Origin of the sequence: Paraburkholderia suaedae (assembly GCF_040812055.1) — a bacterium.
Taxonomy (GTDB): domain Bacteria; phylum Pseudomonadota; class Gammaproteobacteria; order Burkholderiales; family Burkholderiaceae; genus Paraburkholderia.
The window spans coordinates 43,517-59,155 of the sequence record NZ_JBFOAH010000035.1 but is presented as its reverse complement, the minus strand read 5'-3'; the positions used below and the strand labels follow the sequence as shown (position 1 = coordinate 59,155).

Sequence of the window (15,639 nt, the reverse complement as noted above, 5' to 3'; positions counted from 1 at the left end):
CTACTTCCAGCTTGAAGCTGGCGTCAAATTGCCGGCGCCTTCTTGTTGTCATCTTGCTCTTTTTCCTCGTCGATTCAGGGATTGTCCTCCTATCGACCTGTCCGAGGAAATTAGACCACTACATGCAGCCGTAATCAAGGCAGGAATTGTCAAGGGCGAGTCCGTGCTCGGTCAGTTATGGCAGATCGCCGGTAAGAAAGCCTCAGCCCGGAGCCATGAGACGGAGGACCATCGAGCGTACGCCCAGTACGTCAAGGCACGCGAGAAGCACGACCGCATGCGCATCGCGCAGGGAAAGTTCTACGTTATGGACTTGCTGAAGGATCGACCTGACTTGATGGAGTTCATGGCCCCTACATGGCTGAGGGAGGTTCGAGCCGGGCGACGCGCTGAGGCACTGGCCGTTGCCGACACATGGGCGCGAGCCGAGGCACACAACGCAGCGATCCGAGAGGCGGCATGAAAGCTGCCGGATTGACCAACACACAGAGAGGCCCGCTATGCGCGGGCTTCGTCACATCTGGAGGACGTATGAGCAAGACACTACAGCACCCGCTTGAGTACCACGCAGCAGCGCGGGCTTACTTCGAGAAGGTGGCAGCACGGGCCAGCAAAGGGCCAGCAGCGGTATGGCGGGAGGCCGTCGAGCAACTGACTGGCGGGCTTCCTAGCTGGGCAGCACGCAAGATCGCGGGGCGCACGAAGAAGGCCGCGCAAGCGGTGAAGTAGGGCGCGTGCATGCCTTTGGCACGCGACGCTTCAACCAACACAGCAATCAATGGGCAATTCCGCCCATCAATCAATTAGGAGAATCACATGGCAGGTGGCGCAATTCACAGCGATCAAGTTTTCAACGTACCCGGCAACGCAGCAGGATCGGGCGTGGCTGGCAACCGTCTCGGCGGACAAGCGGCGCAGCCATACGCCCACAAGCTGACGGCGGAGGAACGCGCAGGCGCAATGCCCGCAGCGGTGCGGTATCAGGGCCACACGGTGAGCGTTTTCGCTGATCCCGTTTCTTACGTGGCTGGGCATGGGCTGACGCTCACCGACCCGGCAATGGCCGCGTACATCACGCCGCAGCAAGCGACCGAGCTTGTGGCAGAGATGACGCAGGCAATGGGCCGCATGCAGTCCAGCGGTTCAGCGCGTCTCGTATCGACGACCGTGCATGCCTCCTCGGCCAGCCGCCCGGACTTCAGCGGCACGAGCGCGCAGCGCAGTGCGTCCGTCCATCGCCGGGTATCGGCCACGTTCGCACGGGCGTAGAAGCGGCCACGCCTCGGGCGTGACGCGCTGAAGAAGTAGCACGGCAAGAGGGAGCGCCGCGAGTCTCCCGGACCACCCAACCCACACACAAAGGACACACATCATGGCGAAGCAAACTGTATTGAAACCCGCATTCACACTCCCGACGACCGGCACCGCAGCCGAGGGCCGTCTCCAAGTATTGGGCCGAATCATGGCCGCGAATCAGCCGCTGGTCGTGCAGTTAGAAGCACTGCTATCCGCCAAGGACGCGTACCGCGCCGCCGAGGCAGAGGCGAACGCCATCAATACCGCGCTGTCCGAAATCCGCAAGGGCGACTTCGCAGCAGCAGTCCGTGACATCCGCGTGCTGTCGATCCGGCAGAGCAACCCGCAGGACGAGTCTCCGATTGCTTCCTTGACGATCCACTACGAATACAGGGGCGTAGAGGCAACCGTACCGCTGTTCGGTGCGGAGCGTCACGTGCACCAAGCCGCTATCGAATCCGGCAAGCTGCCCGTCCGCGTACTGGCTCTCGCCACCAATCCGGCTGAGGCATTCGCCCGCTGGCACCGTGGCCGCAGCAAGGGCTATCTCGTGGGCTGAGAGAGGCCCGCAGCCGCCCGCCATGCGCGGGTAGGCCCACGTATCACCGACACATACGAAGCCCGCACAAGGGCTGTGATCCAATCTAAAGAATAGGAGTGCATACAATGGCACGCATTACACAGCAGGAAATCCGCAACGCACGCATCGGAAACAGTGCAGAGAAGTTCAACGAGACGGCGAGACGGCTGGGCTGTTGCGCCTCAGAAGTGCATAGGGCAGTGGCGTATGAGGCACTGAGCGCAGCAGAGAAGGAGGCGATCACGTACAACTTCCTGAGTGATGACCTGATCTCGGAGATTGCGAACAAGCGAGGCACCACGCAAACCGCCGTGCTGAAGACGATTAAAGGGGCGCTTGTCCATGCCCGCGTAGAGGCCGCGCTGGCGACGCCGGAAACGCGAGCCACGAGCCATGCGGCGCGGTGGGCAGAGGTGACGGTATGAGCGCCGGTACTACGTCCGTCTTCGAGGAGCGCGCCGCCGAGGCGCTGAGAACGTCACAGGCTATCGGGCGTGACCTGACCCAAGAACTGAAGCGTATCGGGCGTATCGCTGCGCGCATCTCCGACCCGGAGAAGGTGCAGAAGCTGTATCACGGCGAGGTGCAGGCGTTCATGGCCGAGTGGATCGGATTGACCCGGCAGGCTGTGCGTATGGCCAAGGAGTTAGCATGAGTCTCGATCACAACGCTGAGGCGCTGGGATGAAACCGCACGGAGCCAAGAATGTCCGCAGCCGGGGAATGTGGCAGGTTCCCCCGTTTGCGTCGAAGCTGACGCGCCGCCACCGCGACGCAGCGCGGGCCGATCATGCGTACGCACAGGCGCTCCGCGAGCAGACGCTTTATCCCCAGCGTGTTGACGCTCTCATTGCTGGGCAGACGCATTACACCGGCAAGCTGTGCGAGCGGTGCGCCAGCGTGAAGCGCCGGGTGTACGACAACTCGTGCTGGGCCTGCCAGCGTGGCCGTACACACTTCGCCGTCGATTCCCGGAACCGCTGCGTTACCGTATGGCAGGGGAAGAACAGTAGGGCCGGGTACGAGGCCCGACTCAGCGAGAAGCGCAGGGAGGCGGTTGGCGAATGCTGGGCGTTCGAGGTGGGCGACTTCCGAGCGCGGGTGTATCCGACCGGACGGCTTGCCGTGGACTGTGACCGGCTCAGCATCCACTGCGCGGACTGGGCGACTGTGCCTGTTAGCCGCGTCTTCGAGATCGGGAACCGGGAGCCTGCTCTGGTGGAGGTGATGCGGCGGGCGGGCTGGAGCGTTTGATTGGGCCACACGGCGTAGAATGCCCGTACAGTACACCTCACAGCAGGCGTGACATGGACATCCTCAAAACTCAGGAAGACCTTGCCAAGCTCCAAGCCGAGGCAACGCGGCTATTCGCAGAGAATCAGAAGATAAGGCAGTTCGAGCAGCGGTGGTTGACGCCGCTTGTGGCGTTCTCCGCCGTGCTTGCTGTTGGCGCTGGGCTTGCTGCCGTTGGTATGCAGTTCGCCAAGCTGATTCTGACGCAGTAGTACCGCACGGCGGGTCGCCTCACATTGAATGCGCCATCTGTTGCGCGCTCCCGTCAGGCGAGCCACCGAAGGTAGGCGAGGAGCGCAAGCCTTGCTGGTCTGGCCGGGACTAACCCAACTTAGCCAGTAGATGATCCATCGACAGGTGAGAGTACCGCCGCAGCATGGTGAGCGTCTTGTGTCCCGTGACTGACGCCACCTCCATCGTGTTCAGCCCCTTCTCGAATAGCCGCGATGTAGCCTCATGGCGCAGATCATGGAACCGCAGATCGGGCATACCGGCCTTGTCTCTGGCCCGCATGAAAGCATGGCGTATCACCGTGGCACCGACCCAACGGAACGGGCCGTCTGCGGTGTGCTTGGTCCACTCGTACACGCGGACCTGCTTCATGCCTTCTAGGGCAGCGACGGCGCGGCGGGTAAGAGGCACTGCACGGGCGTCCCCGTTCTTCGTGTCCGTGAGCCGTGCCACGCGCTTCTCGAAGTCGATCCGCTCCCACGTTAGCGCCAGCATCTCGGACTGACGCATACCCGTCTCAATCGCAACTATCACCGCAGCTTTTAGGTACGGTGCCCGCGCCGCTTCGCACTCTATGAGAAGCCGCTCCTCCTCACCCGGCAACAAGCGACGCTCACGGGCCGCGTTCTCTTTCGGGAGGCGGATGGATCGGATCGGGTTCGCCGCGAGGTACACGCCCCAGTCACGGCGGGCAGTCTCAATCACGCGGGCTAAGAGGTTCAGTTCAACGCGCACGGTCGATCCGGTAACTTCGCGCAGGCGGGTGTCCCGGTATTCAGTGACGGCGGCGCGGGTGATGTTCGCCAACGCATAGGACGCGAACGGTGCCCGCATGAGGCGACGGACCACGTAGCCCTCCGGCTCATGGCCTTTGTGTGTCGGCACCACTTCATCTAGGTAACGCTTCAGCACGTCCCGCAGCACCGTCTCGCGGGCGTCCTTATGGTCGATGGTGTGGCCCTTGTCGTACTCGGCCTCTAGCTCGCGTGCCCAAGCCTCGGCCTCTGCTTTGTTGGGGAATGCCTTGCTCTGCGCGGGGAAACCCTTGCGGCGTACCTTGGCCTGCCAGCGGCGGCTCAATGCGTTCTCAGGGCGGTGTGTGATAGTTGCCATGTCGATGTCCCAGTAGTGTCCCAGTGGACCTCGGCAGGGCGTTTTAGCGTCGATAGCTGTGGGTGATGCAGGAGGGCGCGGAATGCTGTAACCCGCGCCAGACGGAGCGGAGCAACGTGGTCCGCAATGCCGCGCAGATACCCGTCGTATCAAACTTGTCATCGCCGCTTCAAGGCATGGTATGAATCCGGCGTGCTCAAGAATGTGACGCAGCAACTGTTCGGCACAGCAAGCGAGGAACTGTGCAGTTTGATGCAAGCGCGCATGCGCACGCACGCGAGCGATCAACAGAAGCGCGCCGCAGCGCAAACTGCTCAGGCAGAGCCGCCTGCCGTGCCTGCCGCACCGCCTGCGTTCAAGCCTGCATTGGGCAAACCGCTGCCGGCTTCCCCGTTCGCGTACACATCGCCATTCAAGCACGCTGCATGAGAAGATCGATCTTTCTGCTTCACCTGCCAAACGGCCGCACGATCATAATCGCCGGCCGTTTCTCTTTATGCTGACCGCCGCGGCCCTGAGGAGGCGGTGACGCTGGCGGCATGCGGTACTTGCAGCCTCAGCCGCATTCCAGACTTGATTCGCGCCGCGCCACAAGAAGGCCGCGCCGGGGTGCGTCGCGGCACTACGGATGACGAACCCAGGTTTGCGAGCGGCCCAGCAGCGCAACGCCGATATAGCCCCGCACCACCAGCTTGTTGCCACCATCTTCCAGGTGCATCTTGCAGTTGTAGAGCTTGCCGTTTTCGGGATCGAGAATCTGCCCGTGATCCCAGCCGTCGCCGTCCTTCTTCATGCCGCTGATGATGGTCATGCCGACAATCGGCTGATCCTTGCGTGCGTCGGTGCAAGCGGTGCAGCGGCGATCGGGCTGAGCGTTCGGGTCGAGACCCTTGATCACTTTGCCGGTAAGTTGGCCGTTGCCATCCTGCGCGATTTGTACGAGTGCTTTCGGCTGACCGCTGTGATCGTCGATGCTCTGCCACGTGCCCACCGGTGTGTCGGTCTGCGCCATGGCCGTCATCGCGCTCGCGAGCAGCAGACCGGCGACGGCAGCATGTTTGGCAGTGCGAAGCGCGATTGCGCGGGCACATTGAGTAAATTGCGTCACTGTCTTCCTCCTTGAACAAAGACGCGCGATCGTGGTCGCGCGGCATTATCGGCATGTCGGGTGGTGCCAGGACGAGGCCCGTCGTGCTACCCGGTGTTGCCTGTCACCGCTGGCTTCGGTTTGCGTGCTTTGCATCTCGCAGCGCGCATGCTTGCATGCCGCCGGTTGGATCGCCCGCGCAGAATACGCGAAAGTGGGCGCGTCGTTTGATAGGGGCGCCTCTAATGCCGGTCCCGCACTGTCGAGCAGAGCCAACGCAACCGGCCCGAGCGTATCAAGTCGATACGCCGCCCGCCCGACGCGCGTTCCACGAGATCGCCGACCGGCTTCGCCATCGACAGATTCGGCGTGTAGGAGGATCAACGGCAGTTTCGTCTGCGAGGGCGGACCGTCGTGCAGACGGGCTGCGCCATATCGAACGCATTGCAAGACCTCGGCAGAAGCCTGTTGGTCGCCGAAACCTGTGGGGCGATTTTGAGCGGCTAGTCGGCTCCTGCCTCGGCGGTCACTCGAGCGATCGGTTCACGGGCGGCGCGGTGCTCCCGCGCAATGCCCGCGGCTGATGCGGCGGCGATGCGGCATGTTTTCCCGCCATCAGCCGCAACGTTGCGTGGCAGAAAACGCGCAATTGCCAAATTTTCGACGAAGAGCCCGAAATCCGCGAAAGTGGGTAATAATTAGCTGTTTCTACTAAAACAAAAACTGTTCAAGCAGGAATTACATGGACCGAAACATGGACCGAAAGTCGAAGCTACGGCAGATTGCTCTTGCCGCATTCATCGCAGCGGGAGCCGTGCAAGGTGTGAATGCTCAGGCTGTGCAGGACAGTAGCGGCAGCGCTGGCGTCGTTTCGCAGCCCCGCACGACCACGGCGCTGCCCGCCGCCGCTCAGAACGGGCAGGCGGAGACCACCGCACTGACGCCGGACGAAAGCCGACAATCCGCCGCTGGCAACGTCGCGGAATTGCAGCAGATGATCGGCGGGTCGGATCTGAGCGAGCTGCGCACCACGTACAACGGCAGCTACGGCGCGAGCTTGCTGTTTTACGGCAAAGAGATGACGTACTACGTCGCGCTGTTCCAGCAAAAGAATTTCTGGCGTGTCATCAAGACGCAGGACGCCGCGCGCGCCGACATGATTTACAAGGACTTTGTGCGTCAGACCGTGCAACTGTCCGATGTCGAGATTCGCCGCACCCAGCTCGAAGCGCAGAAGGCGTTCACGCAGCGGATGATCGCATTGTCGCAGGACCGCGCGAACCGCTTGCAGGCCGACCTCGACATCGCGCGTCAGCAGCAGAGCATCGTTGCGACGCAGCAGGAGGCCAAGCGCGCCGAAGCCGCTGCACTGGCTCAGCAGAAACTTGCCGCGCAGGAGCAGCTGCGCGTCGCGCAGCGCCAGGTGCGCGAGCTTCAGCGTCAACTGGAAAGCGGCCTGCCTGGCCGTTGAGTGAGTTGGGTTGAGATTCGTCGGACGGGGAAGGCGGTGCGGGGAAGCGCCGCCTTCCCTGTCCGAGTGAGTGAGAGCGACCGATAGTGTGCGGTCGTCCGCCGCATGACGTTCGTCTCAATATTCAGTGTGTTCTCTGCCAACGTCGGTATCTGGCCGGTGCCAGGTAGCGCTCTTCGTGAAGCCGCGCGCGTTCGCCGGTCCGCGTTTGTACTGTCCGCTGCATTTGCGTGCCGTCAGGCACATCGCCATCGCACGCGCAGCTCTTCCGCCTGGAAGCCGCTGTTCCGCGCGAGCAGTCATGGCGACAATTTTTCGATTCCGTAAGCTCGCTAGCGCTGCCGCCACACATTGGCGAAAGCCGTCGCGATCACCTGCACTAACGCGCTTTCTTTGCTCCGGGTGGCGCTGATTTCTCCGGCGCATGCGGATCTCTCACGTCTACTGCAATTGGGTCGCTGGCAGGAAAGCTTTCCGCTAGTGCCTCGTCGAGACGGCTATCGTCGGGTTCCACCGACGGTCGCTCCGCCGTGAACCTGTTTTCCGGCTGCATGCCGGGCTGCGATACGCGAGGTTTCTTGCTGGTCATGACGGGCTCCGCTAGAAGAGACTCTATTTAGCATAGCGCATGGTGACTCTTGGCGAGGGTCGACCGAATGGCTCAGCGAGCGCGCACGGCAAGCGTCTGGTTTCTAAGCCGCATGCATCGTGCGTTCGGACGGAGTGTGTAGCGGCACTGGCCAATCAAACAGACAGTGAACAACGGAGCCCGGAAATCGTGCGCGCGGAGTGCGTGAGCGCGCCGCGCGGCGCGCCAGCAGAGGGGCGAAATTTGCAGTGAGAAAAAACCGGCGCTATGCAGGCTGGAACCGCCGATTGGCGGCACCGCGCGTTGGCGGTCGAAGGGAAATGGCGCTGACTTGGCAGCGCCCAATGCAAGTGGAGACGATCTTTCAGCGGCTCGGCCAGCCGGTGACGCAGCCGAGCACCGCGACGGCTGCTTATTCGTTGCCGTTGCCACCGCCCTGGTTGCCGGGATTACCACCGCCACCATGATTGCCGCCGCCGTGGCTGCCGTCGCCCCCCGTGCCGAACAGACGCCGGCGGCGCGTGACGACCACCGGGCCGTCGGACGTGCCGCTGCTGCGCTCGGACGAGCCGCGCTCCGTGGACGGCGCGCCAAACGACTCGCGCGGTTCGCGCGGCTCACGATGCTCGCGCGGTTCACGCGAGCCGTGCGGGCCGCGCGTGTTGTGCTCCCCATGCGACGGACGCCCTGCGCGCGGCGCCGGACGCGTGCCGGTGTCGAGCTGGATCGTGGAGATTGCGCGCTTGTAGATGCCTTGCAGACCCACAGGCGTGCGCAGCATCACCAGGTATTGATCGAACGACTCGATGCACCCCGTCAGGCGAATGCCGTTGACGAGGTAGATCTCGACGCGCTTTCGTTCTTTGCGCGCGGCGTTCATGAAATCGTTTTGCGGATGCGATTCTGCGGATGCCATGGACAATTCAGGTTAGAAAGACGGTGGTTGGCCGCAATTCTACCCCGTGTGGGGCGCAACGAGCCGGCGGCCGAACTGCGTCCACTATAACGGCTTGTGAGCGCGGAAGCATCTGATAACTTATGGCGGTAACGTTGAGTTACGAATGCGCTGGGATATGGCGTTTTATTCCGCATCGCCGCGAACATCGGCGCTGCATCCGGCAAGCATTTGCCAGGCGTTTCCCGCGCGGATGGCGTAAAAGGAAGGATGCGAAGGGTGATGTGGAATAAATCTCCCTGCGCTTGCGTTAAGTCATGCATGGCTGCGCCGCAATTCCGTGGCTGGCCGCTGGGGGCGCTGGCCAGCAAAGCCGGACGTTCCAAAGGAGAGTCGCCATGAAAGCATTCCGTATTCTGTCCGCCGCCTTTGTGTTGCTCGCGCTGACCCTCGGGTCGCTGGCTACGAGCGGCTGCACGTCGGCGACCGACAGCGGCGCCTCGAGTAGCAGCGGCACCAGCAGTGGCGGCGGCGGCTACTAAGTTTCCGCGCACAAGGTGAGCTTCGAAGCGGATGTGATCGCGTGGCTGCCGCAGTTGCGCCGCTATGCGCGCGCGCTGACGGGCGACCGCGCCTGGGCCGACGATCTCGTGCAGGACACGGCGGAGCGTGCGCTTGCGCGCTGGTCGGCGTTTCGGCCCGACAGCAATCTGCGCGCGTGGCTTCTGACGATCCTGCGGCACCTGTATATCGATCAGTTGCGCGGCCGCCGCGAGATCGCCGTCGACGAGGAAAGCGCGCCGTGGCGCAATCTGGAAGCGCCGCAAGGCGAAGTCGACGGTCTGATGCTGCGCGACTTGCAGCGCGCGCTGTACTGTCTGCCGCTCGAGCAGCGCGAAGTGCTGCTGCTCGTTTGCGTGGAAGAACTGTCTTATCAGGAGGCGTCGAAGGCGCTCGGCGTGCCGATAGGCACGGTGATGTCGCGGCTCTCGCGCGCGCGTGAGCGTCTACGCGTGCTACTGATGGACGGGCCGGCGCACGGCCCAACGCAAGGACCGACGCAAGGTCCGACCCAAGGCCCAACGCGCAAGTCCGCGCCGTTGAAAGTGGTGAGAACCAGTAATGAATGACGACGACTACGATTCCGGCTTGCCCGAAGGGCTCGATCTGCGAGCGCTGTCGGCGTTTGTCGACGGCGAACTGCCCCATGCCCAGCATGTCGCGATCGAGGCGCAACTGGAGCGGCATCCGCAGGCCGCCGCGCGGGTAGCCGCCTGGCGCGCGCAGAAAGCCGCGCTGCGCGCGCTATGCGGGGCGCCGCCGAGCAGCGCGCGCGATGCCAACGAGCGTCACGAAGAGCGCGAGCGCAACGACGCGGACGATCCCGCCGTCATCGTCGTACGGCGCCGCTCGCCATGGTGGCAGCGCGTGGGCCTCGCCGCGTGCTGGCTCGCGCTGGGCGCGGGGCTCACACTGGCGGCGGGACCGTTCGCGCCGCGCCTGACGGGCGGCAAGTGGGGCGGAGCATGGGGCGGCGCGGGCAGCCAGCCGCCGAGCTTCGCGCAGCGCGCGGATATCGCCTACGCGGTGTACACGCCTGAGCGGCGTCATCCGGTGGAAGTCGCCGCGAGCGAAGAAGAGCATCTGATCAACTGGCTGTCCAAGCGGCTGAACCGTCCGCTGTCGGTGCCCTCGTTGCAGGAATACGGCTACTCGCTGGTGGGGGGGCGACTGTTGCCCGGCGAGACCGGACCCGCCGCGCAGTTCATGTACGAGAACAGCGCCGGCGCGCGCCTCACGCTGTACGTCACCGGCATCGGGCGCGACGAGACCGCGTTCCGGCTGCTGCGCGACGGCAACCGGCGCACCTTCTACTGGGTCAGCGACGGCATGGGCTATGCGTTGTCCGGGCCGATCGCGGAAGGCAAGCTGCGCTCGATCGCAATCGAGGTGTGCAGCGCGCTGGGCGGCAAGCCCGAAGCGTGGCAGTAGCGGGCGAGCGCACCCAGCCGCAGGAGCCCGTCAGCGCAAACAGACCAACGCATACGCCGCCGCCCCCTTCATCCGCCGGAGGAACCTTCATTGCCCGCGAGCGTCCCGCCCAAGCTGTCCGCCGCGCAGTTCGATCGCGCGCTCGCCGCGTGGCGGCCGATTGTGGGCGACGCGCACGTGGTGACGTCGAGCACAGGGCTCGCCGCCTATCGCGATCCGTTCGCGCCCGGCGAGCGCGCGGCGTTTTCGGCGAGCGCTGCGCTGCTGCCCGCATCGGTCGACGAAATTCGCGCGGTGCTGCGCATCGCCAATCAGTACCGGATTCCGTTGTGGACCGTCTCGACCGGCCGCAACTTCGCGTATGGCGGCGCCGCGCCGCGTCTGGCGGGATCGGTCGTGCTGGATCTGCAGCGGATGAACCGCATCATCGAGGTCAACGAGACGCTCGCCTACGCGCTGGTCGAGCCGGGCGTCAGCTACTTCGATCTGTATGCGCATCTGCGCGACAAGGGCTACCGGCTGTGGGTCGATCCGCCCGCGGCCGGCTGGGGCAGCGTGGTGGGCAACACACTCGAACGCGGTTTCGGCTACACCGCGTACGGCGATCACGCAGCGACGCAGTGCGGCATGGAAGTGGTGCTCGCGAACGGCGACGTGTTGCGCACCGGCATGGGCGGCATCGAAATCGGCACTGCATGGCAGCTGTATCAGCCGGGCTACGGCCCGTCATTCGATTCGATGTTCATGCAGTCGAACTACGGCATCGTCACCAAGCTGGGAGTCTGGCTGATGCCCGCGCCGCCCGCGTATCTGCTCGGCGAGATCCAGTTTCGCCACGAGGCCGATCTCGAAGCGATCGTCGACACGTTGCGGCCGCTGCGGCTCGACGAGACGATCCGCAATCACGCGGTGATCGAAGGTGGCCTGCGCCGCGCAGCGAGTGTATCGGCTCGCAGGCAGTGGTACGAAGGCCCGGGCGCGATGCCGGAAAGCGCGGTCGCCGCGATGCTCGACAAGCTGAACGTCGGCCGCTGGAATCTGCATTTCGCGCTCTACGGCACACCGGAATTGATCGACGCGCGCCACGCGCTCGTGCAGCGCGCGTTCGCCCGCGTGCCGCAGGCGCGGTTCTTCGCCGCGCGTTATGCGGGCGACGCGCAGCCCACCGGCGGCGGCGACCGCAATCTCGCCGGCATTCCCGCGATGAGCGCGTTCCGCATGCTCGACTGGCGCGGCGGCGCGGGCGCGCACGTCGACTTCGCGCCGGTGTGCCCGGCGAGCGGACGCGACGCGTTGCGCCAATACACAATGGTCAAGACGCGCGCGGCGGAATACGGCTTTGATTACTACGGCGGCTTTACGGCGGGCGAGCGTCATCTGCACCACATCTTCGCGGCGATCTTCGACCGCGACGACCCGGACCAGGTCGAACAGGCCGGCGCGTTGCTGCGTTCGCTGATGAGCGATGCGCGCGCGGCGGGCTACGGCGAATATCGCGCGCACCTCGCGTACATGGATTTCGCGGCCGCCCAATACAGCTTCAACGACGGCGCGCTGCTGCGGCTGTCGGAAACGATCAAGGACGCGCTCGACCCGAACGGCATTCTCGCGCCGGGCAAGCAGGGCATCTGGCCGGCGGCATGGCGCGACCGGCGCGGGTACACGTGAATGCGGGCAACGCGCGCGGCTCGCTTTGGAGCGAAGGAGTGACGCATGGACCGACGCACTTTCATGATGACCGGAGCATGGTGGTCGACCGTGGCAGGCAGTGCATGGCCGTGGCTCGCGCGCGCAGCAACGCGTGAGGGCACGCTCGCGATCGTCGATTCGACGCTTGCCGACGGGCCGTCCTTCGCACGGTACGCCGCGCAACTGGAGCTGCCGACGTTCGAAACCGGCGGCGACATCGGCGCGCTGTGGTACTCGACGCTCGCACCGCTGCTTGGCCGGACTTCCGGCTCGGCCTTGGCCCACAGGTCGCCCGCGCTGATCGGCCTCACGCGCGCGTCCGACTACTTCGTGCTCGGCGAACTGCTCGCTCGCGCCGGGCATCAGGTGGTCGCGCACAGCCACGAACCGCGCACCGGTTCAGCCGAGCAACAGGCGCGCGTCGTCTTCGCTTTCACCCCGCGCCTGATCGCCGACGACAACAGCGCAACCTAGAAGCTGTACGCCTTGTTCTTCGGATCGAAAGTGGCGTCGTCGAAAGTCTTCGGCGTGATCGTTTCGAACACGATCCGCTCGAACGGCTTGCCGTCGTTGTCATAAGACTCGACGGTGCGGAAATACGGATGCCGCAGATCGAGCCCGAGCGTTTCCTTCTTTGCGTAGAACTGCGGCTGGCCGGTCGGCGTTTCGAATGTGAAGGTCACCACGCGCACGCCGTCGATGGTTTTGACCTCCACCTGCGTCGAGCGCGGCAAGCCGGCCTCGACGTATTTCTTGCCTTCGCTGAGGTACTGATTCGCGATGTACTCGGTGCCCAGATCGCGCACGTCGTGCTTCGACTGCGTGCGCGCGAGCACACCGTTCAGCGACGTCCACACCGGCATCACGTTCAGCAGCCCGCCGAGGTGGCCGTACATCTCGTCGGTCCGTTTGGACTCGTCGTAGATGATTTCCTGACCCGCATGCGCGCCGTCGGGCAGCCACTTCGCATAGATTCGCAGCGGATCGTGTGCGACCCGGACCAGCATGTGATCGGGCTTGTCGGGCCACTGGCCGTGAATGCGCTCCGAGCGCGACATGGTGAACTCGTACGACGCGTAGCCGTTCGGCCCTTCCTTGATGTAGCGCGGCAGCGCGAGCGGATCGAGCGACTCGAACAGGGCGACGAGTTGCGCGTCGGCGAGCTTTTCCAGCGTGCCGCTGCGTTGCGCCGCGCGCAGCCATTTGACCTGCTGATCCAGCGTGAGCTTGCCGACCTGCGCGGGCGGCGTGGTCGGCGGCTTGACCGCGCTCGCGGCATCGAGCGGGGGTGGGGTATCGTCGTTCTGCGCGAACGCCGTTGGCGCCGCAACGATGGCCGCCCCCGCAATCAGCGCGCCGGTCAGCAGTGCGCGTGCCGACCGGGGGCGCCATGACGCGGCCGCGCGCGCCGCCAGCTTGACGGCTTCGCCGACGCGCATGAAGGCCAGCGAACGGCGTAAGCGTGCGGACAAGCGATGTTTCATCGGACCTCCGGAATATGACGCGAGAGAGCGCAAAAGGGTCGCGCCGAAGCACGACAACAAGGCGCGACAAAAAAGCGCCGTTCCCTGTCAGGCAGACTTCTGCCTGGCGAGTTCCTCATCGCGCAACGCGCGGCGCAGAATCTTGCCGACGTTGGTTTGCGGCAGCTCGTCGCGGAACTCCACCTGCTTTGGCACCTTGTAGCCCGTCAGATTCTTGCGGCAATGGGCGATCACCTGCTCGGCGGTCAACGCGGGATCGCGCCTGACGACGAACACCTTCACCCGCTCGCCGTGCGCCGCGTCCGGCACGCCGATGGCGGCCACTTCGCGCACGTCCGGATGCATCGCAATCACGTCCTCGATTTCATTCGGATACACGTTGAAGCCCGACACGTTGATCATGTCCTTCTTGCGGTCGATCAGCCGGATGAAGCCGCGCGAGTCCATCACACCGATGTCGCCGGTGGCGAACCAGCCTTCGTCGTCGATTGCTTTCGCGGTTTCTTCGGGGCGGTTCCAGTAGCCTTTCATGACCTGCGGACCCTTCACGCACAGCTCGCCCGCTTCGCCGATGCGAGCCCAGCTGCCGTCGTCCTTCCGGAAGCGCACCTGGGTGGACGGCGCGGGCAGGCCGATCGAGCCTTCAAAGTCGCGCTGATGGTTCACGTCGATCGGGTTCATCGACACGATCGGCGAGCATTCGGTCAGCCCATAGCCTTCTATGATCGACTTGCCGGTGACGGCCTTGAACCGGTCGGCCACCGCTTTCTGCGTCGCCATGCCGCCCGCCATCGCGAGCTTGAGGTTGGAGAAGTCGCGCTTGCAGAATTCCTCGTTGTCGAGGAATGCGTTGTAGAGCGTGTTGATCGCCGTCATGCCGGTGAACTTCTCGTGGCGGATGATCATCATCACGCGCTTCATGTCGCGCGGATTGGCGATCAGGATGTTGCGCCCGCCGAGCCCCATGAAGATCAGCGCGTTCACCGTCAGCGAATAGATGTGATAGAGCGGCAGCGGCGTGAGGACCGTCTCGCCCTCGCTGTTCAACTGCCGCTCGGCCCACGCCTTGGCCTGCAGCAGGTTGGCGACGATGTTCTTATGCGTGAGCATCGCGCCTTTCGCGACGCCCGTGGTGCCGCCCGTGTACTGCAGCAGGGCGAGGTCCTCGTGCGTGACATGCACGGGCGTCAACGGCCGCGAGTAACCGGTCGACAGTGCGTCGAGCAGCGGCACCGCTTGCGGCAGCTTGTACGCGGGCACCATCTTCTTCACGTGGCGCAACATGAAATTGAGCAGACGTCCCTTCACATTCAGACCGTCGGCCAGCAGATCGCCGAGACCGGTCACGATCACATTTTTCACCTTGGTGCCGGGCAGCGCGTCTTCGACGGTCTTCGCGAAGTTCTCGAACACGATGATGGTTTGCGCGCCGCTGTCCTTCAACTGATGCGCGAGCTCGCGCACCGTGTAAAGCGGATTCACGTTGACGACCACCGCGCCCGCCTTCAGTACCCCGAAGAGCGACACTGGATATTGGAACGTGTTAGGCAGCATGATCGCGACGCGCTCGCCGGGCTGCACGCCGATGCTCTGCAAATATGAGGCAAATGCGGTGGCCTTGCGGCCCAGTTCGCCATAGGTCAGATTCGCGCCGACGCTCACATACGCGACCCGCTCGCGAAAGCGCGCGACACATTCGTCGAAGAACTGCACGAGCGATTCGTACTGCGTGACATCGATCTCATGCGGCACGTCCGCCGGATACGACGCGTACCAGATGCCGTCGGTGTCGGGCGCGGCGTGCGGGGCGGGCTTCGACGCTGCGGGCTCGGCGCCAGGCGGGAGCGGGGCTGGATTAGGCTGGATCATCGGTCGTCTCCTGAAGCCGTGGTGTCATCTCTTGGTGTCATCTGTTCGTAT

20 protein-coding genes and 1 pseudogene are annotated in these 15,639 nt (G+C 64.2%); 15 read left to right on the top strand and 6 right to left on the bottom strand.

Annotated features, from left to right (window positions below; genetic code table 11):
- From ABQJ48_RS32340 to ABQJ48_RS32305, 8 genes are all read left to right on the top strand, one after another.
- Nucleotides 1–463 (top strand): hypothetical protein (locus tag ABQJ48_RS32340; RefSeq protein WP_367842006.1); only part of this gene is annotated, 463 nt, incomplete at its 5' end.
- 68 nt (nucleotides 464–531) lie between these two features.
- On the top strand, nucleotides 532–729 hold the full coding sequence (locus ABQJ48_RS32335) for a hypothetical protein (RefSeq protein WP_367842005.1): 198 nt from the start codon (nucleotides 532–534) through the stop codon (nucleotides 727–729).
- Nucleotides 730–816: 87 nt separating this feature from the next.
- On the top strand, nucleotides 817–1,269 hold the full coding sequence (locus tag ABQJ48_RS32330) for a hypothetical protein (protein WP_367842004.1): 453 nt from the start codon (nucleotides 817–819) through the stop codon (nucleotides 1,267–1,269).
- 103 nt (nucleotides 1,270–1,372) lie between these two features.
- Nucleotides 1,373–1,855, top strand: coding sequence for a hypothetical protein (locus ABQJ48_RS32325; RefSeq protein ID WP_367842003.1), 483 nt, complete (start codon nucleotides 1,373–1,375; stop codon nucleotides 1,853–1,855).
- 107 nt (nucleotides 1,856–1,962) lie between these two features.
- Nucleotides 1,963–2,301, top strand: a complete 339-nt coding sequence (locus tag ABQJ48_RS32320; protein ID WP_367842002.1) for a hypothetical protein — start codon at nucleotides 1,963–1,965, stop codon at nucleotides 2,299–2,301.
- A complete protein-coding gene (locus ABQJ48_RS32315) occupies nucleotides 2,298–2,531 on the top strand; it encodes a hypothetical protein (protein WP_367842001.1) in 234 nt (77 codons plus the stop codon). Before ABQJ48_RS32320 ends, ABQJ48_RS32315 begins: the two co-directional genes overlap by 4 nt.
- Nucleotides 2,532–2,559: 28 nt before the next feature.
- On the top strand, nucleotides 2,560–3,129 hold the full coding sequence (locus tag ABQJ48_RS32310) for a hypothetical protein (protein ID WP_367842000.1): 570 nt from the start codon (nucleotides 2,560–2,562) through the stop codon (nucleotides 3,127–3,129).
- A 53-nt stretch (nucleotides 3,130–3,182) separates the two neighbouring features.
- On the top strand, nucleotides 3,183–3,380 hold the full coding sequence (locus ABQJ48_RS32305; RefSeq protein ID WP_367841999.1) for a hypothetical protein: 198 nt from the start codon (nucleotides 3,183–3,185) through the stop codon (nucleotides 3,378–3,380).
- Between the two features lie 109 nt (nucleotides 3,381–3,489).
- On the opposite strand, the gene ABQJ48_RS32300 is transcribed toward ABQJ48_RS32305, so the two are convergent.
- Nucleotides 3,490–4,512 (bottom strand): site-specific integrase, encoded by a 1,023-nt coding sequence (locus ABQJ48_RS32300; protein ID WP_367841998.1) that lies wholly within the window; start codon nucleotides 4,510–4,512, stop codon nucleotides 3,490–3,492.
- An 81-nt stretch (nucleotides 4,513–4,593) separates the two neighbouring features.
- Between ABQJ48_RS32300 and ABQJ48_RS32295 the strand changes: the two are divergent.
- Nucleotides 4,594–4,941: pseudogene (locus tag ABQJ48_RS32295) on the top strand (transposase); the annotation flags it as partial.
- A gap of 193 nt (nucleotides 4,942–5,134) precedes the next feature.
- Here ABQJ48_RS32295 and ABQJ48_RS32290 read toward each other — a convergent pair.
- Nucleotides 5,135–5,620 (bottom strand): DUF2147 domain-containing protein, encoded by a 486-nt coding sequence (locus ABQJ48_RS32290; RefSeq protein WP_367841997.1) that lies wholly within the window; start codon nucleotides 5,618–5,620, stop codon nucleotides 5,135–5,137.
- A gap of 733 nt (nucleotides 5,621–6,353) precedes the next feature.
- Between ABQJ48_RS32290 and ABQJ48_RS32285 the strand changes: the two genes are divergently transcribed.
- On the top strand, nucleotides 6,354–7,070 hold the full coding sequence (locus ABQJ48_RS32285) for a DUF2968 domain-containing protein (protein ID WP_367841996.1): 717 nt from the start codon (nucleotides 6,354–6,356) through the stop codon (nucleotides 7,068–7,070).
- A gap of 379 nt (nucleotides 7,071–7,449) precedes the next feature.
- Here the strand turns inward: ABQJ48_RS32285 and ABQJ48_RS32280 are convergent, their stop codons facing one another.
- Both ABQJ48_RS32280 and hfq read right to left on the bottom strand, forming a co-directional pair.
- The gene (locus ABQJ48_RS32280; RefSeq protein WP_367841995.1) at nucleotides 7,450–7,659 is read right to left on the bottom strand and encodes a hypothetical protein; all 210 of its coding nucleotides are present in this window, start codon (nucleotides 7,657–7,659) and stop codon (nucleotides 7,450–7,452) included.
- 412 nt (nucleotides 7,660–8,071) lie between these two features.
- Nucleotides 8,072–8,575 carry an RNA chaperone Hfq gene (gene hfq, locus ABQJ48_RS32275; RefSeq protein ID WP_367841994.1) on the bottom strand — a complete coding sequence of 168 codons (504 nt, stop codon included), beginning with the start codon at nucleotides 8,573–8,575 and terminating at the stop codon, nucleotides 8,072–8,074.
- A 377-nt stretch (nucleotides 8,576–8,952) separates the two neighbouring features.
- Here hfq and ABQJ48_RS32270 point away from each other — a divergent pair, with 377 nt between their 5' ends.
- From ABQJ48_RS32270 to ABQJ48_RS32250, 5 genes are all read left to right on the top strand, one after another.
- Nucleotides 8,953–9,096, top strand: a complete 144-nt coding sequence (locus tag ABQJ48_RS32270; protein ID WP_367841993.1) for a hypothetical protein — start codon at nucleotides 8,953–8,955, stop codon at nucleotides 9,094–9,096.
- A 15-nt stretch (nucleotides 9,097–9,111) separates the two neighbouring features.
- Complete coding sequence (locus ABQJ48_RS32265) at nucleotides 9,112–9,684, top strand: RNA polymerase sigma factor (protein WP_367841992.1); 573 nt, start codon at nucleotides 9,112–9,114, stop codon at nucleotides 9,682–9,684.
- The gene (locus tag ABQJ48_RS32260; protein WP_367841991.1) at nucleotides 9,677–10,546 is read left to right on the top strand and encodes an anti-sigma factor; all 870 of its coding nucleotides are present in this window, start codon (nucleotides 9,677–9,679) and stop codon (nucleotides 10,544–10,546) included. The genes ABQJ48_RS32265 and ABQJ48_RS32260 overlap by 8 nt, the downstream gene beginning before the upstream one ends.
- A 90-nt stretch (nucleotides 10,547–10,636) precedes the next feature.
- A complete protein-coding gene (locus ABQJ48_RS32255; RefSeq protein ID WP_367841990.1) occupies nucleotides 10,637–12,214 on the top strand; it encodes an FAD-binding oxidoreductase in 1,578 nt (525 codons plus the stop codon).
- A 45-nt stretch (nucleotides 12,215–12,259) separates the two neighbouring features.
- Nucleotides 12,260–12,709, top strand: coding sequence for a hypothetical protein (locus ABQJ48_RS32250; RefSeq protein WP_367841989.1), 450 nt, complete (start codon nucleotides 12,260–12,262; stop codon nucleotides 12,707–12,709).
- Here the strand turns inward: ABQJ48_RS32250 and ABQJ48_RS32245 are convergent.
- Nucleotides 12,706–13,719, bottom strand: a complete 1,014-nt coding sequence (locus tag ABQJ48_RS32245) for a DUF1571 domain-containing protein (RefSeq protein ID WP_367841988.1) — start codon at nucleotides 13,717–13,719, stop codon at nucleotides 12,706–12,708. The two genes, ABQJ48_RS32250 and ABQJ48_RS32245, sit on opposite strands and share 4 nt — an antisense overlap.
- Before the next feature lie 87 nt (nucleotides 13,720–13,806).
- Entirely contained in the window at nucleotides 13,807–15,588 is a 1,782-nt protein-coding gene (locus tag ABQJ48_RS32240; RefSeq protein WP_367841987.1) for an AMP-binding protein, read from the bottom strand.
- Between the last annotated feature and the right edge of the window lie 51 nt (nucleotides 15,589–15,639).